The 23,726-nt window shown below is 69.7% G+C and carries 18 protein-coding genes; 10 read left to right on the forward strand and 8 right to left on the reverse strand.

Annotated features, from left to right (window positions below; all coding sequences use genetic code 11):
• Nucleotides 1-4: 4 nt before the first annotated feature.
• From ACYVO6_RS07165 to ACYVO6_RS07180, 4 genes are read left to right on the forward strand one after another with little or no spacing between them, the layout of a single operon-like run.
• A complete protein-coding gene (locus ACYVO6_RS07165) occupies nucleotides 5-2,320 on the forward strand; it encodes a hypothetical protein (RefSeq protein WP_461058428.1) in 2,316 nt (771 codons plus the stop codon).
• Between the two features lie 6 nt (nucleotides 2,321-2,326).
• Nucleotides 2,327-4,222, forward strand: coding sequence for a hypothetical protein (locus ACYVO6_RS07170; protein ID WP_461058429.1), 1,896 nt, complete (start codon nucleotides 2,327-2,329; stop codon nucleotides 4,220-4,222).
• 5 nt (nucleotides 4,223-4,227) lie between these two features.
• Nucleotides 4,228-6,567: a WD40 repeat domain-containing protein gene (locus tag ACYVO6_RS07175; protein ID WP_461058431.1), complete on the forward strand. Its 2,340-nt coding sequence runs from the start codon at nucleotides 4,228-4,230 to the stop codon at nucleotides 6,565-6,567.
• A gap of 9 nt (nucleotides 6,568-6,576) precedes the next feature.
• Entirely contained in the window at nucleotides 6,577-8,187 is a 1,611-nt protein-coding gene (locus ACYVO6_RS07180; protein WP_461058433.1) for an Hsp70 family protein, read from the forward strand.
• A gap of 37 nt (nucleotides 8,188-8,224) precedes the next feature.
• Here the strand turns inward: ACYVO6_RS07180 and ACYVO6_RS07185 are convergent, their stop codons facing one another.
• From ACYVO6_RS07185 to ACYVO6_RS07200, 4 genes are all read right to left on the reverse strand, one after another.
• On the reverse strand, nucleotides 8,225-8,641 hold the full coding sequence (locus ACYVO6_RS07185; protein WP_461058435.1) for a PIN domain-containing protein: 417 nt from the start codon (nucleotides 8,639-8,641) through the stop codon (nucleotides 8,225-8,227).
• Nucleotides 8,638-8,853, reverse strand: coding sequence for a type II toxin-antitoxin system VapB family antitoxin (locus ACYVO6_RS07190; RefSeq protein ID WP_461058437.1), 216 nt, complete (start codon nucleotides 8,851-8,853; stop codon nucleotides 8,638-8,640). The genes ACYVO6_RS07185 and ACYVO6_RS07190 overlap by 4 nt, the downstream gene beginning before the upstream one ends.
• Nucleotides 8,854-8,983: 130 nt before the next feature.
• Nucleotides 8,984-10,378, reverse strand: coding sequence for a Tat pathway signal sequence domain protein (locus ACYVO6_RS07195; protein ID WP_461058439.1), 1,395 nt, complete (start codon nucleotides 10,376-10,378; stop codon nucleotides 8,984-8,986).
• Between the two features lie 288 nt (nucleotides 10,379-10,666).
• The gene (locus ACYVO6_RS07200; RefSeq protein ID WP_461058441.1) at nucleotides 10,667-11,956 is read right to left on the reverse strand and encodes an RNA-guided endonuclease InsQ/TnpB family protein; all 1,290 of its coding nucleotides are present in this window, start codon (nucleotides 11,954-11,956) and stop codon (nucleotides 10,667-10,669) included.
• A 28-nt stretch (nucleotides 11,957-11,984) separates the two neighbouring features.
• Here ACYVO6_RS07200 and ACYVO6_RS07205 point away from each other — a divergent pair, with 28 nt between their 5' ends.
• Entirely contained in the window at nucleotides 11,985-12,137 is a 153-nt protein-coding gene (locus tag ACYVO6_RS07205) for an Arc family DNA-binding protein (protein ID WP_461058443.1), read from the forward strand.
• Here ACYVO6_RS07205 and ACYVO6_RS07210 read toward each other — a convergent pair.
• Nucleotides 12,064-13,254: a DUF6397 family protein gene (locus tag ACYVO6_RS07210; RefSeq protein ID WP_461058445.1), complete on the reverse strand. Its 1,191-nt coding sequence runs from the start codon at nucleotides 13,252-13,254 to the stop codon at nucleotides 12,064-12,066. The genes ACYVO6_RS07205 and ACYVO6_RS07210 overlap by 74 nt on opposite strands.
• 284 nt (nucleotides 13,255-13,538) lie before the next feature.
• On the reverse strand, nucleotides 13,539-13,904 hold the full coding sequence (locus ACYVO6_RS07215; protein WP_461058447.1) for a YybH family protein: 366 nt from the start codon (nucleotides 13,902-13,904) through the stop codon (nucleotides 13,539-13,541).
• A gap of 98 nt (nucleotides 13,905-14,002) precedes the next feature.
• On the opposite strand from ACYVO6_RS07215, the gene ACYVO6_RS07220 reads away from it, so the two are divergent.
• The 3 genes from ACYVO6_RS07220 to ACYVO6_RS07230 are packed head-to-tail and all read left to right on the forward strand — an operon-like array spanning nucleotide 14,003 to nucleotide 15,611.
• Nucleotides 14,003-14,893: a LysR family transcriptional regulator gene (locus ACYVO6_RS07220; RefSeq protein WP_461058449.1), complete on the forward strand. Its 891-nt coding sequence runs from the start codon at nucleotides 14,003-14,005 to the stop codon at nucleotides 14,891-14,893.
• 50 nt (nucleotides 14,894-14,943) lie between these two features.
• Nucleotides 14,944-15,222: a hypothetical protein gene (locus tag ACYVO6_RS07225; RefSeq protein ID WP_461058451.1), complete on the forward strand. Its 279-nt coding sequence runs from the start codon at nucleotides 14,944-14,946 to the stop codon at nucleotides 15,220-15,222.
• Nucleotides 15,219-15,611 (forward strand): type II toxin-antitoxin system VapC family toxin, encoded by a 393-nt coding sequence (locus tag ACYVO6_RS07230; protein WP_461058453.1) that lies wholly within the window; start codon nucleotides 15,219-15,221, stop codon nucleotides 15,609-15,611. The genes ACYVO6_RS07225 and ACYVO6_RS07230 overlap by 4 nt, the downstream gene beginning before the upstream one ends.
• A gap of 287 nt (nucleotides 15,612-15,898) precedes the next feature.
• Here the strand turns inward: ACYVO6_RS07230 and ACYVO6_RS07235 are convergent, their stop codons facing one another.
• Together ACYVO6_RS07235 and ACYVO6_RS07240 are read right to left on the reverse strand one after the other, a co-directional pair.
• Nucleotides 15,899-17,983, reverse strand: coding sequence for a hypothetical protein (locus ACYVO6_RS07235; protein WP_461058455.1), 2,085 nt, complete (start codon nucleotides 17,981-17,983; stop codon nucleotides 15,899-15,901).
• Between the two features lie 201 nt (nucleotides 17,984-18,184).
• Nucleotides 18,185-19,372, reverse strand: coding sequence for a lipase family protein (locus tag ACYVO6_RS07240; protein WP_461058457.1), 1,188 nt, complete (start codon nucleotides 19,370-19,372; stop codon nucleotides 18,185-18,187).
• Nucleotides 19,373-19,765: 393 nt separating this feature from the next.
• On the opposite strand from ACYVO6_RS07240, the gene ACYVO6_RS07245 reads away from it, so the two are divergent.
• On the forward strand, nucleotides 19,766-22,123 hold the full coding sequence (locus ACYVO6_RS07245; protein WP_461058459.1) for a GMC oxidoreductase: 2,358 nt from the start codon (nucleotides 19,766-19,768) through the stop codon (nucleotides 22,121-22,123).
• On the forward strand, nucleotides 22,116-23,633 hold the full coding sequence (locus ACYVO6_RS07250) for a patatin-like phospholipase family protein (RefSeq protein WP_461058461.1): 1,518 nt from the start codon (nucleotides 22,116-22,118) through the stop codon (nucleotides 23,631-23,633). Before ACYVO6_RS07245 ends, ACYVO6_RS07250 begins: the two co-directional genes overlap by 8 nt.
• The last annotated feature ends 93 nt before the right edge of the window (nucleotides 23,634-23,726 follow it).

The raw sequence follows: 23,726 nt of genomic DNA on the forward strand, positions 1-23,726 counted from the left end.
GCCGATGCGGCTACGGATCGCTGTGCTGATGCTGCGGCTACCGCTCGGGCGGGCATCCCGGTGGCGCCTCAGCTCTCTGGTGACCGTGCTGCGCGCGGCCGACTCCGGTACGCCGACGGCCGTACGCGCTGTCGCGGATGCCCTCAACTCCCCTGGCCCTGAGACGGTTTGGCGGACCTGGGCTGAGCCGCCGGTGGCCGGGCCGAACCGGCGGCGGTGGGACTCCCCGCTCGTGGCAGAGCTGCTGGCCGATTCGACGCCTGTTCCCGATGTGCTCGTGGACGCGGCTTGGCGCGACTGGCTCGATGTCCACGAGGCCAAGTTGTGGTCACTGCTGAGGCGTTGGAACCGCGCAGCAACGGCCTCCGAGAGCGAGAAGGTACGCGTCCTCAGCCGTTTCGCGCTGGGCGACGAGGACGTGGCTGTCGACGCGCGGTTGCTCGCCGATGCCGCCACCCGCTTCGATCACCCCATCGGTGAGCGGGCGCGGGCCCGGCTGCTCGCACCGGGTGCCCCCGAGGCCATCGACCTGTACTGCACGGCGGCGCTCAACTCGCCGGAGGCGGCGGCCTTCTGCGCCGAGAACCACCTGGCGCCCACCGATCAGGTCCAGCGTGCCGTCTTCTTCGTACGGACCGGTCAGCACGAGCAGTACCGGGCGCTGGATCCTGAGGGGGCGTTGCTGGCGCTCGGGTATCGGGGCGCCTCCGCCGAGGAGCGCTCGGCGTTGCGGGAGGCGATGACCGCACTCGGCGGCATCGACGCGCTGCGGGTGCTGGCGGGCCGGCATTCCGCACAGGACGACTTCGCTTCGCTCACTGGGCAGGAGCGCGCCTACTTGGTACGGCAGTTGGCTGATCTGGGTGACTGGGAACGCCTGTGGCCCCTCATCCTGCTGTTGCCGCTGACCGAGGCCGTGATGGCCGTCCGCGGGTTCGGCGACTGGCGGCCCTCCGGCGAGGACGACCGCCGTGTCTTCGAGGCACTGCGCGCCGCGGATCCACAGACTGTGGACGGCTCCGCGAGCACCCTGCTCGGAGCGCCCGAGCCTTCGCCTGTCCCGCACACCCGGATCAGGGTCTCTGACCTCGACGAGCGGCTCAGCGATATCGTTGACCTCGATTTCTCGCCGGATGGTAGCCAACTCGCTTTGGTGGGCGGCTTTCGGGGCGAAACGATCCCCTGGGCGGGGATCGTCGACCTTGGCTCGCGAACGCTGTCGCGGCTGCATTTCGACTTCACCCTTCCGCTGCACCGGGTCGCGCATCTGGGCTCCGACACCATGGTTGTCACGGAGGACGGTCTGTACGACATGGACCTGGCCTATTCCCGCACGGCAAAGATCCACTATGTGGACCGCATCGGCGTAAAGACACTTGACCCGGGCGCCCGCGGATTCCACGGCCTGGTGCGGATTGCCGGACACCTCGCCTTCGCCGTGTCCGCAGTGGTCGGCGACGCGGGTGGTCACAAGCGTCCGGAGTTGTTCATCGGCGGGCCCTTCGGCGACCTCGTCGCGAGCGGAGTACTGGACGATCTGGTCGAAGACTTCAGACCACTGATCGCCGCGGTGGATCCCGACGGCAGGTTCGTCGCCGTATTCGACGGCGAACTTGTGGAATACCCCGAATATCCCGTGGTCGCCGACCTCGGCAGCGCTGTGGTGAACAAGATCAAAGACGACCAGGAAGCGTGGAAGCTAAACATCCCCACACCGCCCGTCGCCCTGTCGCCTTCCACCCTCGTCAGATGCACCGACGCGGGCGACCTGAAAGTGTGGCACGAGCCGCTCACCTCCACCGAACCGTCGATGACGATCCCAGCCTGGTCAAGGGCGACCTGTCCCACCGCCCTCGAATGGTCGTCCGCACTGAACCGGTTCGTCGCGGTCAACTTCACCTCCGAGCCGCACCTGGAATTCCTTGATGTGCCGCCGACCCGCGACGCTCCCGTGCCCGACGAGCTCGTATCCGAGCGAATGTCACTTGCCGACGAGGTTCGCATCGACCCCATCGCGCGGCTGTCGCCGAAGGGCGACGTGCTGGCCGTGGGAGGTTCGGACGGCATCATCGACCTCTACGACCTGACCACCCTCACCCTGCGCCCGTTCATCGCCCGGCCCATGGGCCTGATGACCCATCAAGAACTTGCACAAGTGGTCGAGGTGCACGAGCACTCGCTGCTCGACGAGGCGTCCCGTACGACGCTGGCGCTGCTACGGACCTGCCTGGAGCACCGGTTCCGGCACGACGTGGGCATAGGGGACACGGCGGGTACAGCGCTCGCGGGGGACTCCGAGATCGAGCTGGGCGAGGTGTAGGGGGCGATGGTGCTCAGCACGGAAAGAGCAGCCCGGCTGATGCGGCGGGCCGCGCGGCGGCGGTCGGACGGATCCCGGGGGCCGTGGGCGCGGGGAGCGTGGCAGCGGCTGGTGCGGGAGTGCGCGGAGGGTGATCCGGCCGCGCAGGAGGCGGTACGGGCCGTGGCCGCCGATCTGCCCGAGGCCGATGTGCAGGAGCTGCTGGCTGCTGCACCGGAGGAGCCAGCCGACGCCGCCGCGTATCTGGTCCTCATCGGGCAGGGCGACCAGAGCCGGGCGCTGGATCCGGAGGGGGCGCTGCTGGCCCTGGCCTACCGGGCCGCGGCCCCGGACCTCCGCGATCAGCTGCGTACGGTCATGGCCGCAGAGGTCGATCCCGAAGTGATCCGCGTGGTGGTCACCGGCGACCAGCGCGACCGGATCGCCGAGATGTCGTACGCCGAACTCGACTACCTCGGCCACCAACTGGCCGAGCACCGGCGCTGGGCCGAGCTGCGCCGGCTCGCGCTCGACCTGCCCTTGGCCAAGGCCGCGGCAACCGCGCGTGTCCTGCCCGCCGATGAGCGAGGGGCGCTCCTCACCGCGCTTGCCGAAATCCCTCCCGAGCGGCTGGCCGCCACCATCGAGAGGCTGCCCCGAAAGAGAGTGACCTCGTGCGCCGGCGGAGCAGGAGGACCGGTTTCCTTCTCCCCGGACCAGGCCGAACTTGCCGTGGCCGCGCCGCAGACGCTGCCCGGCATGCCCGCCTCCACCGCTCTGCCGACTCCCACCGATCTGATGGAGACCGTGCGGCTCGCGACCGGCGAAAGCACCGTGCACGTTCTTGACGGGCAGCCAGAGCGTGGGCTGGCAAAGGGCGTCCTCACGCCGGGAATGAAGGCCACCTCGATCCTGCATCTGGGCGACGAGCTCTACCGGATGGATTCGTTGCTGTGGTGGCGTCATGACGGTGATGCCATCACCCGTGTCCATCCCGCATGCGACACGCTGCCTCTGGCGCGCCCGCAGGTGATGTCGGGAATGGGCCGGGCGAGCACGGGTGTTGTCGCGGTCACGACGGCCGGGCTCGTCTTCTTCGACCGCGGCGTCTTCTGGCCCCGGTACGTCTCCGTTCCCCGGATCACCGAGGAGGCCGGCGCGCTCCCCGGGCGTCGGCTTCCAGAGCTTGTCAAGTGCTGGATCGCGACGCTGCCGGAATCCCGGCTGATCGCGATCTCCACCTACGGCTGGATACTCGTGGTGGACGAGCAGGGGACCGTGCTCCACTACAAGCACGGCGGCGCGATCGCGATGAGCTTCCTCGGCCCGGATGCGCTGGCGTTCATCCCGATGCCCGAGGATGACGAACCCAGCAAGGTTCAGCTCCTCTCGGCATCCCATGGCATGCCGCACGATGCCGGACATCCCTCGTACCAGGGCGCGTTCGACAGGATCCAGACCCTCGCGGCAGGCAGCAGAGGAGATGCGGCGTTTCGGAAAGCCTTCGAGGGGCTACGGGAACATCCCCTCGACGCTCATTTCGCCTCGGTGTTCTACTCGTTGGGCCATGCCCAGGGCCGGCCGCCGGTCGCGGTGTCCGCGTACGGAGACATGATCGTCACTTCCGCACAGGCGCACGGCGAACCCGAGAGCAGCGCCCCAGGCGGCCTCGAGGTGCACAGCCCTCATCTGCCCTCCGCACGCGAACTGCTGGAACAGCCCCTGCTGTACACCGGACCGCACGATGTGCAGCGCATACGGGAACTGCGCCCGAAGATCGGCGACCCCGCGGTGCAGGAGACGCTCGATCTGCTGGCGCGCGCGCTCGAGGATCGCTTCGGCGCGGACATCGCTCTCGGCACCAGCCCGGTGTCCCCGGGAGGGCCGCACGACATCGCGCTCGGCGCTGAAGGGACGGAGTGAGGCCGATGGGGGTACGGATCGCCGTGCTGGTGCTGCGGCTGCGGGCCACCCCGGACTCCCAGCTGGGCCGCCGGGCCCTCGGTGCCGTGTTGCGTGCGGCGGATTCCGGCGCGCCCGCGGCCCTGCGCGCCGTCTCCCGCGCCATGGAGACCCACGGCCAAGAGGCGGTGCTCCGGTTGTGGCTGACACCGTCGGTGTCCGGCCCGTCGCCGAAACGGTGGGCCTCTCCCCTTGTGGCGGGACTCGCGCAGGGCTCAACACCCGTACCCACCATGCTCGTTGACGCCGCGTGGCAGGACTGGCTCGACCAGCACGGTGCCCAACTGTGGTCACTGCTGCGGCGCTGGGGCCCCGCCCCGACGACCTCCGAGCCCCGAGTGCGCTCCCTCAGCCGCCTGGCACTCGGCGCCGACGACAGCGACGTACCCCTGGAACCTGGCACGCTCGTCGATGCCGCGCTCCGCTTCGACCACCCGATCGGAGAACATGCCCGGGCCCGGCTGCTCGCGCCGGTCGAACCCGAAACCGTCGACCTGTTCTGTGCGGCGGCACTGAACTCGCCCGAGGCGGCGGCCTTCTGCGCCGAGCACCACCTCGCGCCCGCCGATCAGGTCCAGCGCGCCATGTTCTTCGTACGTACCGGGCAGCTGGAGCAGTACCGGGCGCTGGACCCCGACGGCTCGCTCCTGGCGCTCGGCTACCGGGCTGCTTCCGCCGAGGACCGCTCGGCTCTGCGGGACGCGATGAGCGGACTCGGCATCCTGGATGTGCTGCGTGTGCTGGCGGGACAGGGTTCCCAGCAGGAGGACTTCACCTCCCTCGACGAGCATGAACGTGAGTACCTGGTACAGCAGTTGGCAGATCGGCGGGACTGGGACCGCTTGTGGTCCCTCACGCTGCTGATGCCGCTGCCCGAAGCGGTGCGGACGGCCGACGAGTTCGGTGACTGGCGGCCGTCCGGCGAGGACGACCGCCGCGTGTTCGAAGCACTGCGTGCCGCGGACCCGGATGCCGTACGCCGATTCGTGGGCGCCCTGGCCGGCGCAGGTCCGCTCGACGCACTGCGTGCCGCGGAGTCGGATGCCGTAACCCGATTCGTGGACAGCCTGGCCGACGCAGGTTCGCTCCACTCCATCCCCCGCACCCGGATCTGGCCGACCGACACCGATGAGCAGTCGATCGCGGTTGACCATCTCGACTTCTCCCCGGACGGCACACAACTCGCCTTCGCCGGGCGAGGAACCGAACATTGCGCCGGGATCGTGGATCTCGGCAGCCTGACACTGGTGTGGCTGGACGACGAGCTCCCACATCCGGCACAGCGGATCGCGCATCTGGGCTCTGACGCCATGATCGTCGTGGCGGACAAGCAGATTCACTACGCCGACGAGAGCGGCACGCGGGCGCTCGACGACCGGCCCGTCGATGTACGCGGCGTGGAGCGCATCGCCGGAGACCGTGCCTTCATCGTGACCGCAGCGGACACCCAGACGGTGACCGGATGGACGCTGTTCGTCGGCAGCTCCGACGGGCCTCTCACCGACAGCGGCATGCTGCGCGGGCAGAGGCATACCCGTCCGCGGACCTCCGCAGTGGATGCGGAGGGGCGGCTGATCGCCCTGGTCGATGCAACCGGCAACATCGTGGTCGCCGACCTCGCCAACCCTGCTCTGAACAGTCTCATTCGCCCCGGAACCTTGAGAGACGGCATACAGTCGGCCGCCATCTCACCTTCCGCGCTTGTCTGCGGCACCGGTTCCGGCGGCCTGCACGTGTGGCACGACCCCCTCGCGACCTCACAGGCGCCGATCACGACCCGTCCCTGGACGTACGGGACATCCCCGGTCCACCTCGCCTGGTCACCCGCACTGAAACGGTTCCTCGCCGTTACGGGAACGCATCTCCAACTCCTCGACGTACCGCCGACGCCTGACACGCTCATGCCCGAAGATCCTGTGTCCGAGCAGGTCCCCCTACTCGCCGACAACCCTCGTGCCAGGGCGCGTTGCGCACAGGTGTCACCGAGAGGAGACCTACTGGCGGTGGGGGGCCTGGAGGAGGGCACCGTCGACATCTACGTCCTGACCGCCCTCACCCTTCGCCCCTTCATCGCCGAACCCATGGGCGTGATGACCCACAAGGACCTGACCAAGGTGGTCGCGGTGATGGAGCACCCGGTCCTGAACGAATCGTCCCGGCAGGCGCTGGGTCTGCTGCGGACATGCCTGGAACACCGCTTCCGGCACGATGTCGGGATCGGCGAGGCGACGGGAGTGCCGGCCCCGGCGGGCTACGAGATCGAGCTGGGCGAGGCTCTGGAACGTAAGCGAGCGTCAGGAACGTAAGGGAGAGGCATGACCACCCGTATAGGCATCGACTTCGGCACCGCCAACACCGTCGTGGCGGGCTGGGACCACGAGGCGGGCCGCGGCGTCCCGATCCCGTTGCCCGGTGTCGACGTGCTGCGCGAGGCCGGGCCGGGTCCCACCCAGCGGGTCGTGCCCTCGCTCATCGCCTACTTCGACGACGGCGGTACGCGGCGCCTGGGCGCGCAGGTCGCTCCGGATCTGTACGAGACGGCCGGGGTCACCGTCTTCGCCTCCACGAAGATCAATGTCGCGGGGCACGTCTATGACGCGGCCCGCCCGGTCGGCGATCGCAAGATCACCGGGCGGGAGGCGGCCACCCAGTTCCTCAGCGACATCATGGCGCTGGCCCTGCTCACCGTGGAGGACGACGACCTGGAGATCGTGGCCACCGCGCCCGTCGAGTCCTTCGACGGATACCGCGACTGGCTGGTGCGGGAGGTACGCGAGGGGCTGCCCACCGCCCGGCTGCGGGTGGTCGACGAGGCGACCGCCGCCGCCGTCGGCTACAGCGCCCGGCTCAACCCCGGCGACGCCTTCGCCGTGTTCGACTTCGGCGCGGGCACCCTCGACATCTCGGTCGTACGGGTGCAAGAACCCGACGCGGCGGGGTCCGGCGCCGGCGTACGCACCCTCGCCAAGAAGGGCCTGGACCTGGGCGGCAACACCATCGACGCGCTCCTCGCCGAGCACGCCCTGGCCCAGCTGTCCCTGCCGCAGGGCGACCAGATCGGCCGCAACCAGGTGTTCCGCCGCCTCCTGGCCTCCGCCGAGCAGGCCAAGCGCGCCCTGGCCACCGCCGAGCACGCCACCATCACGGCGCGCGCCGCACGCACCGACGCGGAGCACCAAGTCACCGTCACCCGCGGCGAGTTCGACGCGTTGCTGCGCGACAAGGGCGTACTGCGCCGGGTGAACCAGGCGCTGCGCTCCTGCCTGGACGCGGCCTCGGCCCGCGGTTACGGCGTCGACGACATCCGGCAGGTGTTCCTGGTGGGCGGCAGCTGCCTCATCCCCGCCGTGCAGGACGTGGTGCATCTGCACTTCGACCCCGAGGTCGTACGCCTCGACCGCCCGCTGGAGGCGGTGGCGGCGGGCGCGGCCGGTATCGCGGGCGGCAGCGAACTGTACGACCACATCCAGCACGACTACGCCATCCGGCACGTCAACCGCGACACCGGCGCCTACGAGTTCGAGGCCCTGGTGGAGGCGGGCACCGCCTATCCCACCGAGGACCCGGTGAAAACCCTCACGGTCAAGGCGGTGCACGAGGGCCAGCGCCGCCTCGGTCTGGCCGTCTACGAACTCGCCCACGCCACCTACCGCGACGCCGGCGCCGACCTGGAGATCGCCTTCGACGCGGGCGGCGGCGCCCGCACCGTGGCAGTCACCCCTCAGCAACGCCAGCAGCGCTCCATGCTCTGGCTCAACGAGGACAGCCCCACGTTCCTGGAGGCCAACCCTCCGGCCACCGCGGGCGAGGACCGCTTCCGCCTCGAGTTCCGCATCGACACCCACAAGCGGCTGACAGTGACGGCGTACGACTTGCGCCGCCACACCGTGGTCCTGGACCGGCAGCCGGTGATTCGGCTGGCTTGAGCGGCTGGCGCCTTGAGGCGTCCGAAGGCCGTGGCCGTCAGTCAGCTGTTCCGGGCGGGAGGACCCAGCGCATCGGCTGGCCGGTCACGCTCGCGATCATGTCGTAGTCGCCGTCGTAGTGCAGGACGGTTACGCCATTGCGTTCAGCGGTCGCTGCGATGACCAGGTCCGAGACCGACAGGGCCTTCCAGTTCCCCGTCGCGATCAGCCTCGTCTGCACGTCCAGCGCCCGGTCCCACGCCTCGTCGGGCGTCGGCAGCCAGTCGAAACCCCGCATCTCGTCGCGGATGCGTTCCGCGTCCGACTTGGACCGGGTGCTGTGCAGGACCTCAAGCTCGACAGCCCCGCACACGGCCAGCAGACCCGCGTTGTGCAGCGGGTCGATCACTGCGCGGACGGCCGGCTTCGGGTAGCGGGCGAGGGCGGACTTGTCGATGAGGAAGCGGTCACTCATGCGGCCTGATGGGGTTCGTCAGCCGCCTCGACCGGGCCGGTCAGGTCAGGCAGCCCGCCTTCCGCGAGCCAGCCCAGGAACGACGCACGCTTCCGCCGCTTGATCGCGTCCTCCAAGGCCGCGTTCACGGTCGCGACTTTGGTCGTGGTGCCAAAGATCTCAGCCGCCTCGGCGAGCATTTCATCGTCGACATCGATGACGGTTCGCGCCATGCGTCCTCCTCGATCCGGGTGCCCCCAAGACCCTCACGATATCAAAATCTGCGGCAGATGATATCGACTCCTGGTCAAGGCCAATACCCACCGCCAACCAGCCTCTGGTCACACCCGGGCCCGCCATCGGTCAGGCCCGCAACGGGTTGGAGCGTGCCGCCGCCAGCAAGTACCAGGCGGTCGCCCCCGTGTGCCGGTACGGGTAGTAGCCGAAGCCGAAACCCGTGTCGAGCGGGCTGCTCGCCGAGACGACCCCGGCCCGCGCGGGAAGCGCCCTGCCGCCGACGGTCTGGTCGCCGCCGAGCAGGTCCTGGGCCCGCTCGATGGAGGCGATCAGCCGATGGGCGCGCGCCTCGTCGCCACGACCGTGCCGGTCCCGCAGGGCGAGCGCGAGGTGGGCCGTTCCCTCGAACCACACGCCGTTCCGGTCGGGCTTGGGCTGGAACTCGGCGATCGGGGCATCCTCGTCCGCCAGGAGACTGGCGGAGCTGAAGGTGACTCCCTCGTACGTCTGGCCCGCCGGCACCGTGCTGTTGGGCCGGTCGGCGTGGTCCAGAACGGCCAGCTCGGCCGCAGCCCAGTCCAGCGACCGGGAGTACGAGCGCGAGTCGAGCGCGAGGTGGGTCCAGGTCTGGGTGTCCGCCGGGATCGGCGACTTGTTGACGGTCACACCGTCGTTGGTGCCGGTGTAGAAGAAGCCGCCGGACGGCTCCCACATCTTCCTGACGAAGGCTTCGGCACGCGCGCGCCGCTCCAGCCACACCCGGTCGCCGGTGAGCCGGGCGAGCCGTCCGAAGAGGCAGACCAGGTCGGTGTTGTGCTCGGCCGAGGTGAAGGGCAGTTTCTCGTCGGCCCCGTTGACCCCGAACTTGTAGCCGCCGAGGGGTTCGTCGGTACGGCCGGTCCGCTCGATCCACGTACCGATCCGCACGGCACCGTCGAGGAAGCGAGGGGCCCCGGTCCGGTGGGCCAGTGCGCTCAGCGCGATGCCCGCCCAGGCCATGTCGCCCACGGCCGTGCCGGTGAAGCCGAACTGAGTGCCGACGTTGGCGGTGCCGTCCGCCCGTACGAAGCCGTCCGGCTGCCGCGAACCGTCGAAGAAGGTGTACGGCCCTACGTTGTAGGCCTGGCGGAGCCTGCCGTCGTCGTACGCGGGGTCGTGGGCCTGGGCATAGAGCAGCGCGTCGCCGAGCACCCCGGCTCTGGCCCGGCCGTCAGCGGTACGTGCCGCGAGGTGGGCCAGGATCGCGAGGGCGTTGTCGTAGGTGAACGCGGTGCTGAACAGGCCCGCCTGGTCGGTGTAGCTCTGGGTCAGGCGGATGCTGCCGTGGTCGGGATAGGCATCCATGGCGGCGGCGAGAAAGGCGTACCCCCGGCGCTGGGCGGAAGTCCCGGCGGCCGCCGCGGATCCGGCCGCGTGGGCCGCGCCGGAGCCGACCGCCGCGGTGAGCACTGCGGCGGCGGCACCGAGGCCGGTACCGATGAGCGTACGGCGGCTGGGCCCTGGGCCTTGTCTGCCGGTCATGGGTCTCCCTTGCGGAGTGTGAGAGCGCTCTCATGAGTGCGGGATCATTGTGCTGGTACGCCTGGAGCGGGTCAACGCACTTGGCATGCACGCTGGTTGGCGAGGGGGAAGGGGATGGGACAGAGGAGGGAAACGCGGGGTGTCCTCCACACCGGCGTTGCCATGACCGCATGCGCAGCGGCGCCGCGTAGACGCCACTCCGCCCGGCCTCGGCGCGGGCGGCCAGCAGGGCGATGGCGTCGTGTGTCTTGCCGGAGCTGGTGGGGCCCAGTTGACATCCTCCCCCTCTTAAAAGAGGGGGATTCCAACCCGTGCGGGTTGAGGTTCACGGGCGCTCGAACGGCCGGTGGCCGCTGTCACCCCTCCGGCACCGGCTGAGCGCCGGGGGCGGGGGATCCCGCCCTGTCCTGCCGCGACGTTGGTTGCTGCATTGGTGTCCGCGTTGCAGGTGAAGCCGCAGGATACGCAGACGAACTCGGCTTGGCTCTTGCGCGAGTTCTTCTCGATCCATCCGCAGGCGCTGCATCGCAGGCTGGTGTACGGGGCGGGTACGTCCTCGACGCGGCCGGGGGCCTTGTGTTCGGTGCGCTGACGCAGGAGGCCCCAGCCCTGGGCGAGGATGGCCCGGTTGAGTCCGGCCTTCTGCCGGACGCTCGTGCCCGGTTCGGCGACGGTGCCCTTGGCCGAGCGGGTCATGTTCTTGATGTTGAGCTTCTCGAACCGGATCAGGTCACAGGTGCGGGCGAGCATGGTGCTGGTCTTCTCGCACCAGTCCTTGCGCCGGTCCGCTTCGCGGGCCTTGAGCCGGGCGACCTTCGCGTAGGCGGCGGACTTCTCCGGGCTGCCCTTTTCCGCCCGCGCTGCGCGCCGCTGGTGTTTGCGGATCTGGGCCCGCTCCTTGACGGTGAGCTGGGGGCAGTTGAGGGTGCGGCCGTCGGAGAGGGCGGCGGTGATGGTGACGCCCCGGTCGATGCCGATGACCTCGCCCGTTGCGGGCGCGGCGATCGGCTCGGGGATGGCGGCGAACGCGATGTGCCACTGGCCGTTGCGGTAGGTGACGCGGAACGTCTTCGCGGCGGGCACCTCGGCCCGGGTGAGGCGGAAGCGCACCCAGCCGCAGCCGGGCACCCTGACCTGTGCCCACCGGCGGTTCAGCTTCTGCACCACCACGGAGCGGCCCATGACCTGCTTGCCGGTCTTGGCGTTCAGCTTCGGCGATCCGTCCCCTTCGGACTCCGGCATGCGGTCGGTGCCGATGACGCGGAAGCCCTCGTGCACGAACTTCCTGCGCCAGGTCGGCTCGCCGAACCCGGAGGTGAACCGGGCGTTCTTGGCCTTGGTGAAGTCCTTCAGCGCCTGCTGCTGCACGTCGGCGTTGCCCTCGCGCAGCCATGCGTTCTCGCGCCGGGCCTCGGTGAGCTGGCGGCACTGCTCGGCGAAACCGGGCGCGGCCTTGCGTCCCTTGCGCCAGTGCGAGTGCTGCTCGACCGCCAGGTTCCACACGTACCTGGCGTGCGCGCAGTGCAAGAGCATCTGCTCTTCCTGCGCGCGCGTCGGGTACATCCGGAAACGTGACATGGCCTCAATCTAGCCTCATACTGAGGTCATGGTCAACTTCACGTTCCGTATCCCCGAGGACCTGTACGCCAAGCTGAAGGCCCTCGCCGCCGACGACGACCGCTCCGTCAATGCCGAGTTGCTGTATCTCGTGCGACGCGCTGTCGCGGATGGTGAACGCCGTTCCGCCCAGGGGGCGTAACGGCTATTCCTGCCCTGCTCCGCAGGAGCTCGCATTCGCCCCCGGCCTGAAGGCCGGGCACCCTGCGAGGAAACGAGGTGGAAGGTGACCCTGGGGTCGGCTGTCCGTTCCGGACGTGGGCGCGGGCACGCGCGGCGGCTGCGTGCTCGCGCCCCTCTCGCAGCCGCTTGGCGGCCTGTTCTGCTTCCCGGGCCGCCTGCCGCTCGTCCTTCCGGCGCTGCGCGTCCCGCTGTTTACGCACCGCCGCGACCCGCGCCGGGGCGGGCACCGTGGCCAGGCCATCAGCCACGCTCTGCTCGAGAAGATCCACGGGGACGCCGCGGTCGCGGTACTCGTCCGGGATCTGCTCCACAGCGCAACCGAGTCGCGCCGCCGCATCGGACGGGGCAACCAGCTCGGGCGCAGGGCGACTGCGCCGGGCCCTGCGCAGCGCGGCCTTGAACTGCCGGGCAGCCTCTGCCTGCTCCTCGGAAGTGACGGGATTCGCATGCGAGCCCAGCACTTCGGTCAGTCCCTCCTCCGCGGCACGCCTTTCCAGATGGACGGCCTCGGCCTGGCTGAACTGCCCACCGTCGACGGGCGGCTGTGCGGAATCCAACCAGTACGACCACGCGGCGGCCTTCGTCCAGGGGTCACGCAGCATCAGCAGCGCCTGGGCACGAAGCCGCGAGCGGTGGCCCTCGGCCCGGCGGTCGGCGCCAGAGGCCAGTTCGGCCAGGTAGGGGCCGGGCAGCCGGGCCCCGAGCAGCTCGGGACGGCGCTCGGGCAACTGGCGGGCGTCAGCGGCCGAGTACTGCCAGACCTCGGCGTGATAGCGGTTGGTGTACGACCGGACCGGCCGGATGGCCCCGGCGCGCGCCAACTGGTCGAAGCGGTGCCTGCTGATCCCCGCGAGCCCGGCAGCCTCCGTCGCGTGCACCAGGCGGGTGAGCTCGGCGAGTTCACCCGGGGCCGCGCGCCATCGGACGACCTCGCCTGCTCTGACGCACAGCTCGCCCCCGCTCCAGCACGTACGGATCACGCCGTGCTCGATCCCCAGGGTGAACTCCTCCCGCCTGAGGCCGAGTTCCCTGCGTGCCGCTTCGAGCGTGAGGCGCTGTGCTGTCGTACCGGTCATGATGTCCCTCCCCCGTGATCACCCTGCTCCCCACTGTGACACCTGGGTCTGACAATCGGTGACCGCTCCGTCACTGGAGGCGAGCTGGGTCAAGGAACAACCAGGTCACCCGACGCCGCGGGCCGGGCCGTGTGCCCCGGTCAGCGGCGCCGTGGGCCCAGCCCGTGTGCCCTGGTCACCGGCGTCGCTTGCTGCGCTTCTTGCCTGCGGTGCGGCGGGCGTTGCGGGCGCGGCGCCCGATGCGGCCCGCGCCCGGGCGGCCAGTTGCCTGGGCGTCGAGGGGCTCAGCGGGTGGGAGGGACGAACTCGGGTTGGTCGAGCAGGCGCAGCCAGCTTCCGTCGGGCTGGCGCCGGACGACCTGCGCCCGGGCACCGGCCCCGTCCTTCGGCGGGGTCGAGGTGAGGGCGATGTCTCCGCTGACCAGCGTCGGCAGCGGTTGTTCCGGTTCGAAGCGGGGACGGTTGGCCAGCACCTTCTCCCACAGCGCACGGATCGCCTCGCGGCCCACCGTCTGATTGCCGGGCGGGTAGGCCATCACCGCATCCTCTTCGTACAGTGCGGCGACCCCGGCCGCGTCACCGGCATTGGATCGTTCGACGAACAAGCGGGTGAGGTCCTCGGGCCGCATGGCCTTCTCGTATTCCGGCATGGGTTCCTCCTGATGTCGGGCTTCAGTGCTTCCCAGCGTGGTCGTCCACCCGCCAGAAATCCAACAGATGGATTTGCTAGGAACTAGAATCTGTAGTCATGGAATTGAGGCAGCTGGAGTACTTCGTCGCAGTCGCCGAAGAGCAGAACTTCACCCGGGCTGCTGAGCGGGTGCACATCAGCCAGTCCGGCGTCAGCGCCCAGATCCGCCAGCTGGAACGGGAACTCGGTGCCGAGCTGTTCGACCGGTCGGCGCGTACCGCCACCCTTACTGTCGCGGGAAAGGCCGCGCTCGAACACGCCCGCGCCGCGCTCGCCGCAGCAGGGGCGGTCGGCCGGGCGGTCGGTGACGTGACCGGCCTGATCCGGGGTCGGCTCACGGTCGGGATGGTCATCGGCTGCACGCTCACGCCGCTGTTCGACGCCCTCGCCGCGTTTCATCGTGCGCATCCCGGCGTGGAGATCTCACTGTTGGAGGACAACTCCGACCGGCTCGTCGAGGGGGTACGCGCCGGCACCATCGACCTGGCTCTCATCGGGACCGCGACCGCCACCCCCGACGGGTTGGATGCGCTGACAATCATCAGCGAGCGGCTCGTCGTAGCAGTTCCGGCCGGGCACCCCTTGGCGAAACAGCGGCGGGTCACTCTGCGCGACGTGGTCGCCTATCCGACCGTGTGTATGCCACCCGGTACCGGCCTACGCACGGTGTTCGACCAGGCGTGCGCGGCACAGAGCCTCCAACCCACGATCGCGCTGCAAGCCAGCGCCGCGGACGCCATTGCCGACCTCGCCGCCCGCGGGCTCGCCGTCGCCATCCTCAGCAACTCGATGGCCGCGAGCTACCGCGACCGGCTCACCGCACGCACCATCGATGACATCGAGACACCAGCGTTGCTCGCTTTGATCTGGAAGAGCACGCACAGCCCCTCAGTGCGTGAGCTGCTCCTGCACAGCCGGCAGGCATTCACCGAGTCCGACCCTGCGTAGCGGGAGCCACTCGATCCACTCAATAACAAGAGTTTTGTTAATGTGGCTCCATGGCCACCACCCCCGACCCCGCTCCCGGCGAAGGCCCCGTACGTCCCGTCTCCGTCTCCCTCCACGAAGGCACCATCGCCGCCCTCAAGGCACGCACCGGCAAGCGCGGCATGTCCGCCTACGTCGAAGCCCTCATCCAGCGCCAGCTCGAGCGGGACCGGCTGCGCGAACTCATCGAAGACGCGGAGAGCGAGCACGGGCCGGTGAATCAGGCAGCGGTCGAGGCCAAGCGGGCGCTCCTGCGCGGCGACGCAGCCGGCTCGGCCGACGCCGCATGAGCGGCATCCTCGTCCTGGACTGCGAAGGCCTGTCCAAACTCGTACGCCGCACACCGGAGCTCACCGAATGGCTGGCTGCGGCCGAGGCCGAGGACATCCGCGTCATCACCAGCTCCGTCACCCTCGTCGAAGCCCGTGACCCCAAGACCAACCAGGCCCGCTTCGACTACGCCGTCTCCCGCGTGAACATCGTCCCGCCCACCGAAGCCATCGCCCGCCACGCCAGCAAACTCCTCGCGGCAGCCGGCCTGCACGGCCACAAATACGCCCTCGACGCCCTCGTGGCTGCCACCGCACTGGCCTCGCCCGCTCCCGTGACCATCCTGACGTCAGACCCCGAGGACCTCCGCATGCTGTGCGGCCCTGGCGTCCGCATCGCCAAGGTCTGACTCGGCGGGCTTTCCATCTGCGTCGGAGCGGTACACGGACCGCTTTCTCCCGCCTCATGCGCGGGTCAAAGTCGCTGTACGGGGAGCCTCGGGCAATAGCCCTCCTCTACCAGCCAGGCGCGGGCCCGGCCACGCTGCCGCTCATCGCAGAACCGGTGGTACCGGCGCCAGGAGCGCTCGTCACGGGCGAGGACGTCCTTGAAGCGCCGGAAGGCGCCCCGCCCACTGATGGCGATCCGCAGCCGGTCGGCGAGGGCGGCGTCGCCAAGCCCGCCCGTGTACCCCGCTCACCGGCGTCGCTTGCGGCGTTTCTTGCCCACGGTGCGCCGGGCGTTGCGGGCGCGGCGCCCCGATGCAACCCGTGCCCGGGCCGCCAGCCGCCTGAGCTCTTCGAGCCCGGCCCGGTCCGGGTGCGCGGAGTCCAGTGCGGCGGCGATCGCGTCCCTGGCCTCGAAACCCTGGGCGCGCAGCGCCTCCTCGGCGCCGTCCCTGCCGCCCGCCAGCTCCACGAGCTGGAGCAGGCTCTCGGCGAGCACCAGCAGATGCTCGGCGTCGGTCATGTCCTCGGGGGACAGCAGCTCATGGTGCGCCAATGCGCTCAGGACGAGCGGCGCCAGTTGGGCATCGCCGCGCAGCCCGCGCAGCAGCCGCTCGCCCTCGCCGTCCGGCAGCGCCGTCAGCAGTACGGCGAGCATCGCCTGCGCACGCACACGGAAGGGCATGGACCGTACGGCTTCGACGAGTTGCCGCAGCGCGGCATCCCGCTCGCCGTGGGCCGCGAGCCAGCCGGCCAGCTCTGTACGGGCGGCGTCCGGGTCGTAGTCGTCGGCCAGCACGCCCAGCAGACCGGCCGCCGGGGCCTGGGCAAGTTCGCCGATCAGCGGTGCGTCCCGGCCGACCGCCAGGAGCCGCTGCCGTACGGCCCGGGTGCCCAGCTCGGTGAGACGGAGCAGTTCCACCGGCCCGGCGGTCAGCTCCTCACGTTGGGCGCGGGCACGCTCCTGCGCCGCCGGGTCCGTTGCCGTCCCCGCGACACCCAGGAGCTCCGCAAGCTCCGGCGGCATGTCCGCGGGCAGCTCGGGCCCGGAGTCGGAGAGGTCGACCTCGAGGAACACCGGATCGGCCATCCCCCGGTCACGCTCGATCGCACCCAGATCCCCCAGCGCGTCGAGCACCGTGCGCAGGTCCCGGTCGGCGTGCTCGAACCACATCCGATGCTGGAAGTCCGACCCGCCATCCAGTTGGAAGCCTGCCCGGTAGCCCAGGTGTACGGAGTCACGCAGCCGCGGCCAGGGCATCGGGTACGGCAGGCTGTAGAGCGTGTTCAGCACATCCTCCAGCATGTCCTCGTACACATCGAACAGCATCGACTCCACATGCCAGCCGCTGCGCGCCCCGATCAGCGCCTGCCGCAGCTCGAAGCACGCGTCGAAGGCGCGCAGCCACAGCTGAAGCGGATCGGCCAGCACCGGCCGGGCCTTGGCCACCGCGTACAGCCGCCCCTTGGCCACCCGGACCAGCCGCGCCTTCTTCGCCCACTCCACCAGCAGCCCCAGCCGCGGCAGGTCCGCCGAGGAGCGCACTCCCTCGACCTTGTCGCCGGTGCCCAGCATGTCCACCAGCTCGCGGGCATCGGCCATCCGCAGCCGCCCCGCCGCCGTCACCGCGCGGCCTTCGCGTCCCGCCCACTCGGCGAGCCCGCGCAACTGCGCCACAATCGCCGACGCCTCGGCCTGTCGGCGCAGTTCGCCGTCCGGGGGAAGCGCCACGGGCAGTTGCGGCTCGGCGCGAGCCGCATCGGACAGCAGGCGGCCGGTCAGCCGCCGTTCCATGATCGCGTCGAGGGCGTCCTCGTCGTAGGCGACCTCCTCGCGCTGCGCCCGCTCCGCGAATCGCTGCAACGCCGCCTCGTCCAGGATGTCCACGCCCTGCTCGGCAGCCGTCGTCGTCCAGAACTTCGCCAGACCCCAGCGACTGCGGTCCGCCATCGCCGCCTCGTACTGCTCAGCCGCCGTGTCGACCGCCACGAGGGAGTCCTCAAGTGCGGGGCCACGCGGGTCCGCCAGCTGCGCGGTGTGCAGATAGCGCAGCAGCGTACGCAGCGTGCTCGGGGCGTCGCCGCGTTCCTCCCCGGGAAGCTCGGTGACCTTCTGGGGCAGCCAGTGCAGCAGCAGTTCGTCCACATGCCGCGGCTCCCACAGCCCCAGCCGGCCGTCGGCGGTGGCCCGGTGCCGGTACTCCAGCGCCGCCTCGGCCAGGAACCCGTCAACCGGCAGCCCCTGCTCCCCGGCCCACCGCACCAGCCGGTCGACCAACAGCCCGCACGCCGCCTCGAACTCGTCCTCGGCCCCGGCTTCGAACCGCATCCGCATGAACCCGCCCAGTGTGTCCGCAGCACTCCTTGCCACGCCACGCTATCGCCCAGCCGCGACGCGCAAGGCAGTTGGGGAAGAGCGGCCGACTACCCCATGGGCAGCACGTTGACCGACTCCGGCGGGACACCTGCCTTCGTCGACAACGCAGAGTCCCCGTCAGCGAACTGACGGGGCTCATGAACGATCAAACGACCGAAATCAATCGCCGAATTCATCCGGTACGCGCCCAGGGGTCAGCGCCCCGATGTAATGGGCGGGAAGGTGGTCCTCCAGCGAGTACACGACTGGAAGAGCCCGCAAGATCTGGGATTTCCGTGCGGCCAGCGTCGTCGCGCCCAGCGCGAAGCCGAGGAAGCTCGACATCTGTGACGTGTACGTATCCGTTTCGCGCCATGCCCCTGTCTGCGGCCGGTACGAGGATCCCAGGTATCTCAACCAGCCGGACACGCTCTGCTGAAGGTGCGAAATCCGGTACCGGTACTCGCGCCCGAAGTGCTCGTACGGCCCTGCTGTCACCGGCGGGAAATGCGGAATGACATCGTCGCCGTGAACGTACCGGATGATCTTCCTGCTGAATTCCCGGTCATTCTCGCAGGCTCTGGCGAAACTCGGATCGCCGATCATCGGCTGACCGAACGTGTATACCCCCTTGAGGAGTTCGGCGACAGCCGCGTATTTCTTCTCGTGCCGCAGCATCACAGCCAGCATCGAGGCCATGGCCCCTCCGAGACTGTGCCCGGTGATGTACAGCGCCTCGAGCTTCCCCGGCATCTTGTCGGATTCACCCTCCACCGGTTTACGCACCGATCGCCCCGCCACGGCGCGCCGCAGCGCCTCCATGACCTCGTGGCGCGATGCCCGGACATTGCGGTAGAAGCCGGCGTGCACGCTGGCACAGGGATCTTCGAACTGGTAGTTGATCTTCTCCGGTTCCACATCGACGTCGGTCAACCCATTGGCCAGATTCGTCGGTTCGGTCCCTCTGTAGCAGAGGATGACCACCTTCCCGTCGCCGCTCTGGATCAGAAACGCCCTGGAGCAGATGAACATGGCGTCGACGGTCGCCGAGATCAGGCGGCAGTGGTTGTTCTCGAGCCCCAGCCTCGCCGCGATCATCGAGACGGTTTCCACCCCTGAATACGCGTAGCCGGAGCAGACGGCCATGACATGGGCTGCCACCGGATCGGGATGCTCCTCGATGTCCGCCAAATGCGTCGACAGGCCTTTGTGGACCGGGAAGCCGTCGGTCTCCCAGTACGCGGCGCTCGCTTCGTCGGCTTCCGGGAGCTGGGAGTACCGCGCCCCGTCCGGCTGATTGAACGGCCGGAGCTGCCGGTACGACGGAGCCTGAGTGTCGACGGTCCACAGCCCGCCGGTTTCCAGCACGGATCGCATCATCCGCGCGTCATGCCCATCGGGGGACGGCACATCGGTCGCTGTCGGGGGACTCTGCGTCAAGGTGTCCACCTCTTGGGTCGGGGGAGTTCGGGAAACGGCTGATGTGTCGGCACTTCTCGCGGGCCGGGTCCTTGCGGCGAGGAGCGGAATCAGTACCGGGCATGCGTCGATCTACGCTTTCCGTGCGTGGGCGGCCCCGAATCCCGGATTCGCAGGCAACCACCCATTTGGCCTCATCGGCCGCCCATAGGGCCCCGCCCATAAGGCGCCGTCCATAAGATGCCTCATCAGGCCTGGACAAACGTCCTCATATTGCACGCGGCCATCCCTGCGGTGAAGCTCGGACAGGGCGGATCCCATAGCGAAAGGAGGCTGATACGAATGCGCCGAAGCTACGACGCACTCGTGATCGGCACCGGTTTCGGCGGCGCGGTATCCGCCTGCCGACTGGCTCAGGCGGGCCTGCGGGTCGGTGTTCTGGAGCGCGGGCGGCGCTACCCGCTGGGTGGCTTCCCACGAGACTGGGACAACCCGCTGAACGGCTGGCTGTGGTCGAAGGACCAGGGGCTTTTCGACGTACGGCCCTTCAGTGAGATGACCGTGGTCCAGGGCGCGGCCTACGGCGGCGGCTCGCACCTGTACGCCAATGTCAACCTCCGCGTGCCCGAGGACGGGTTCGAGCGGGGCTGGCCCAGCGGTTACCGCCGCGCCGCGCTCGATCCGTACTACGACCTCGTCGCCTGGATGCTGGACCTCACTCCGGTCAGCGAGCGGCAGCCGCTCGGGTTGCCGCCGAAGACGACGGCGATGCGGGAGGCGGCGCGGGCGATGGGTCGCGAGGGACAGTTCGCGCTGCTCCCGCTCGCGTTGAACTTCGGGGAGCCGGAGGTCATGCGGCCCAACAAGTTCGGCGTGCCCCAGTCGGGCTGCCGCCATTGCGGTGAGTGCGACATCGGCTGCAACTTCCAGGCGAAGAACACCCTGGATCTCAACTACCTGGCTGTCGCGGAGCACCACGGCGCCGAGGTGGGTACGCGCTGCGAGGTGACCCGGATCGAACCGCTGTCCGGCGTCACCGGCTACCGGCTCACGTACACCGATCACGCGACCGGAGCCGATCAGACGGTCAGCGCACCGGTCGTGGTCCTGGCGGCGGGCGCGGTGAACAGTACGGAGTTGCTGCTGCGCTGCCGCGACGAGTACGGGACACTGCCGGAGCTGTCCGAGCGGCTCGGCCACCGCTACTCGGGCAACGGCGACTACCTCGGGTTCGCCTTCGGCACCGCCAAGGCCGTGGAGCCGTCCCGAGGGCCGGTGATCACCTCGGGCATCGTGCACGACCGCGGTTCCGGCAGCGGCCGCCGCTGGTTCGTCTTCCAGGAGGGCGCCTTCCCACGCGAGATCGCCGGGCTGATCCGGCTCCTCGACGAGGGCGATCCGCGCTTCGCCGGCCTGCTGCGCTCACAGGACGAGGCGCTGGCGGCGATCCGCAGGGCCGGGCGGGAGCGGATCGGCGCCCGGGCGGACCGTACGGACGTTGCGGATGAGCACACGGCGGTGTTCCTGGCGATGGGCCGGGACACGGCCGACGGACGGATCTCGCTGCTTCCGGGCAGCCGCGATCTGCGGATCTCGTGGAACCTCGGCGACAATCTCGGGCTCTACGAGACCGAGGAACGGTTCTGCGCCGATGTCGCCGCGGCGCTGGGCGGCCGGTCCGGAACCAATCCGCTGTGGCGGTCGCTTCGCATTCCGGTCTCGGTCCACAATCTGGGCGGCTGTGTGATGGCCGACGACCCGGCGGACGGAGTCACCGACACCGGGGGCGAGGTGTTCGGTTACCCGAACCTGTTCGTGCTGGACGGCGGCTGCCTGCCGGAAGCGACGGGCGTCAATCCGTCCTTCACCATCGCGGCGGTGGCCGAGCGGAACATCGAGGCGGCGATCCGCCGGATCACCGGCCGGGCCGAGTGGCGCGCACCCGAGCGGGAGTTCGCCGTGCCGGTGCCCGATCCGCTGGACGAGGTGCGGATCCCGGTGGGCGGCACCCCGGCGCCGAGCGCCCCGGGAACCGGCCTGACGTTCACCGAGACCATGCACGGCACCGTGCGAGGCGGTGCACCGCGCGAGGAGGCGGCGCCCGCCCGGTTCCGGGTGACGGTGGCCGCCCCCCTACTGGCCGACACCCTCGACGACCCGGCCCACCCGATGGCCGCGACGGGCACGGTGCACGTCCGGGGAGTCACCGGGACGCAGGGAGCGAAGGTGTCAGGCGGGGTGGTGAACCTGTTGACCGCCGGTGACGCTCCGGCGACCCGACGGATGCTGTACACGCTGCCGTTCTTCGGGGCCGACGGGCAGCCGTATCTGCTGGACGGTGTCAAGGACGTGCGGGACCACGGGCGGATCGACGTCTGGGGTGACATCTGGGGTACGACCACGACGCTGCACACGACGGTCCGCCGTGGGCACACGCCCGACGGCGCGGCGCTGTCCTCCGGAGTGCTGCGGCTCGGCGCTGTGGACTTCCTGCGGCAGCTGACGACCGTACGGATCACGGGAACCCGGAATCCGGTGCGCCAGGCCGAGGCCCTGGCCCGGTTCGGGGCCTTCTTCGCCGGGTCGGTGTGGGACGTCTTCGTACAACCCCGCATTCCATACATTCCGCGCATTCCGCTGACCGGCCCTCTTTCCCGTCTTCCCCGTCTCTTCCGCACCGAAGGAGCGTCCGATGACTGATACGGCGCCTGAGACCGCACCCCCACGTACCACCAAGCGGTCCCTGATCCTCGCCGGCGGCGGGATCAAAGTGGCGTTCCAGGCGGGCGTGCTGCAGGTGTGGCTCGACGAGGCGGGGCTGGTCTTCGACCATGTCGACGGCGCGAGCGGCGGCACGTTCAACCTCGCGATGATGTGTCAGGGCATGTCCGGGACCGAGATCGCCGACGCATGGCGCCGGACCGAGCCGAAGGCCGGGGTGTCGGTCAACGTCCGCCAACTGGCGCGGCTGGCGTATGCCGAGTCGCTGTTCACTCTCGACGCGTACCGCAGAAACGTCTTCCCGATGTGGGGGCTGGACTGGCGGAAGATCCGGTCATCGGCCCTCGACGCGACCTTCAACGTCTACAACGTGACCCGCCAGGAGCTTGAGGTACTGCCCCCCGCCCGGATGTCCGAGGACTTCCTGGCGGCGTGTGTGTCGCTGCCGATGTGGTTCCCGCCGGTACGGATCGACGGCGACACCTACATCGACCCGGTGTACGTGACCGACGCGAACCTGGAGGAGGCGATCGACCGCGGCGCCGACGAGATCTGGGTGATCTGGACGGTGAGCGAACGGGGCGAGTGGCGTCCCGGCTTCGTGGCCGAGTACTTCCAGATCATCGAGGCCGCGGCGAACGGTACTTTCCGCCGCGTGGTGGACCGCGTCGAGCGGAACAACGCGGCCGTCGCGGCAGGCCTGCCGGGCGAGTTCGGCCGGCACATCGAACTGCACGTCCTGCGCGCGGAAGTACCGCTCCACTACCTGATCAACTTCAGCGGCGACCGGCAGCGCGAGGCGGTCAACCGCGGGGTTGAGACCGCTCGTTCGTGGTGCGCGGAGCGGAAGATCCCGCTGGCCGACCCTCTCCCCCAGCCGCTCCTCGAGACGCCGGTGTCACTGCGGTTCAGCGAGGACATGCGCGGCGGGGTCACCTTCGGGGCGGACGGTCAGTCCGTACGCCTCTCGGTGCACCTCACGATCGCCACCGACAACGTCGAACGCTTCGCCGACGACCCGCGGCACACCGCGTCGGTCACCGGACAGGTACGCTGCCCGGCCTTCGGCGGGGTACGGGAACTGACCGGCGGGACCTTCCAGTTGTTCGTCGACGACGGCGATCCCACACGCAAGGAGATGCGCTACCGGCTCCACTTCACCGACGACCAGGACAAGCCGCTCACCCTCGTCGGGGTGAAGACCGTCGACAGCGGCAACCCGCTGCGGATGTGGAGTGAGACCACCACCCTTCGCACACGGGTACTGCGCGGACATGTGCCGGAGGGCGAGGAGGCCATCGGCGAGGTGACGGCCGAGGGAGTGCTCCGGCTGGGCGTACCGGACTTCCTGAGGGAACTCACCACCTTCCGGGTGGAGGGCTCCTCCCCCGCCGCCCGCGCCGCGGGACTGGCCAGATTCGGCCTGCTGTTCCTCGGCAAACTGTGGGACGTGTACGCCCGCCCGGTCCTCCACCCCGGCCCGGTCTGACGCTCCGCCAGGAGCGCTTCAGAGAGAAAGCCCAGGTCAGATTCCTCTGACCTGGGCTTTCGGATGAGCCGCCTTCGGGATTCACGAGAACCG

The sequence above is a fragment of the Streptomyces pseudoechinosporeus genome, from assembly GCF_054783935.1.

Bases quoted from the DNA above. Each gene is read 5' to 3' on its own strand.
- ACYVO6_RS07245 (WP_461058459.1), top strand. From the start codon at position 19,766: ATGCGCCGAAGCTACGACGCACTCGTGATCGGCACCGGTTTCGGCGGC.
- ACYVO6_RS07195 (WP_461058439.1), bottom strand. From the start codon at position 10,378: ATGACCGGCAGACAAGGCCCAGGGCCCAGCCGCCGTACGCTCATCGGT.
- ACYVO6_RS07230 (WP_461058453.1), top strand. From the start codon at position 15,219: ATGAGCGGCATCCTCGTCCTGGACTGCGAAGGCCTGTCCAAACTCGTA.
- ACYVO6_RS07185 (WP_461058435.1), bottom strand. From the start codon at position 8,641: ATGAGTGACCGCTTCCTCATCGACAAGTCCGCCCTCGCCCGCTACCCG.
- ACYVO6_RS07180 (WP_461058433.1), top strand. From the start codon at position 6,577: ATGACCACCCGTATAGGCATCGACTTCGGCACCGCCAACACCGTCGTG.
- ACYVO6_RS07205 (WP_461058443.1), top strand. From the start codon at position 11,985: ATGGTCAACTTCACGTTCCGTATCCCCGAGGACCTGTACGCCAAGCTG.
- ACYVO6_RS07220 (WP_461058449.1), top strand. From the start codon at position 14,003: ATGGAATTGAGGCAGCTGGAGTACTTCGTCGCAGTCGCCGAAGAGCAG.
- ACYVO6_RS07170 (WP_461058429.1), top strand. From the start codon at position 2,327: ATGGTGCTCAGCACGGAAAGAGCAGCCCGGCTGATGCGGCGGGCCGCG.
- ACYVO6_RS07250 (WP_461058461.1), top strand. From the start codon at position 22,116: ATGACTGATACGGCGCCTGAGACCGCACCCCCACGTACCACCAAGCGG.
- ACYVO6_RS07190 (WP_461058437.1), bottom strand. From the start codon at position 8,853: ATGGCGCGAACCGTCATCGATGTCGACGATGAAATGCTCGCCGAGGCG.
- ACYVO6_RS07200 (WP_461058441.1), bottom strand. From the start codon at position 11,956: ATGTCACGTTTCCGGATGTACCCGACGCGCGCGCAGGAAGAGCAGATG.
- ACYVO6_RS07235 (WP_461058455.1), bottom strand. From the start codon at position 17,983: ATGCGGATGCGGTTCGAAGCCGGGGCCGAGGACGAGTTCGAGGCGGCG.
- ACYVO6_RS07175 (WP_461058431.1), top strand. From the start codon at position 4,228: ATGGGGGTACGGATCGCCGTGCTGGTGCTGCGGCTGCGGGCCACCCCG.
- ACYVO6_RS07215 (WP_461058447.1), bottom strand. From the start codon at position 13,904: ATGCCGGAATACGAGAAGGCCATGCGGCCCGAGGACCTCACCCGCTTG.
- ACYVO6_RS07225 (WP_461058451.1), top strand. From the start codon at position 14,944: ATGGCCACCACCCCCGACCCCGCTCCCGGCGAAGGCCCCGTACGTCCC.
- ACYVO6_RS07165 (WP_461058428.1), top strand. From the start codon at position 5: ATGCGGCTACGGATCGCTGTGCTGATGCTGCGGCTACCGCTCGGGCGG.
- ACYVO6_RS07210 (WP_461058445.1), bottom strand. From the start codon at position 13,254: ATGACCGGTACGACAGCACAGCGCCTCACGCTCGAAGCGGCACGCAGG.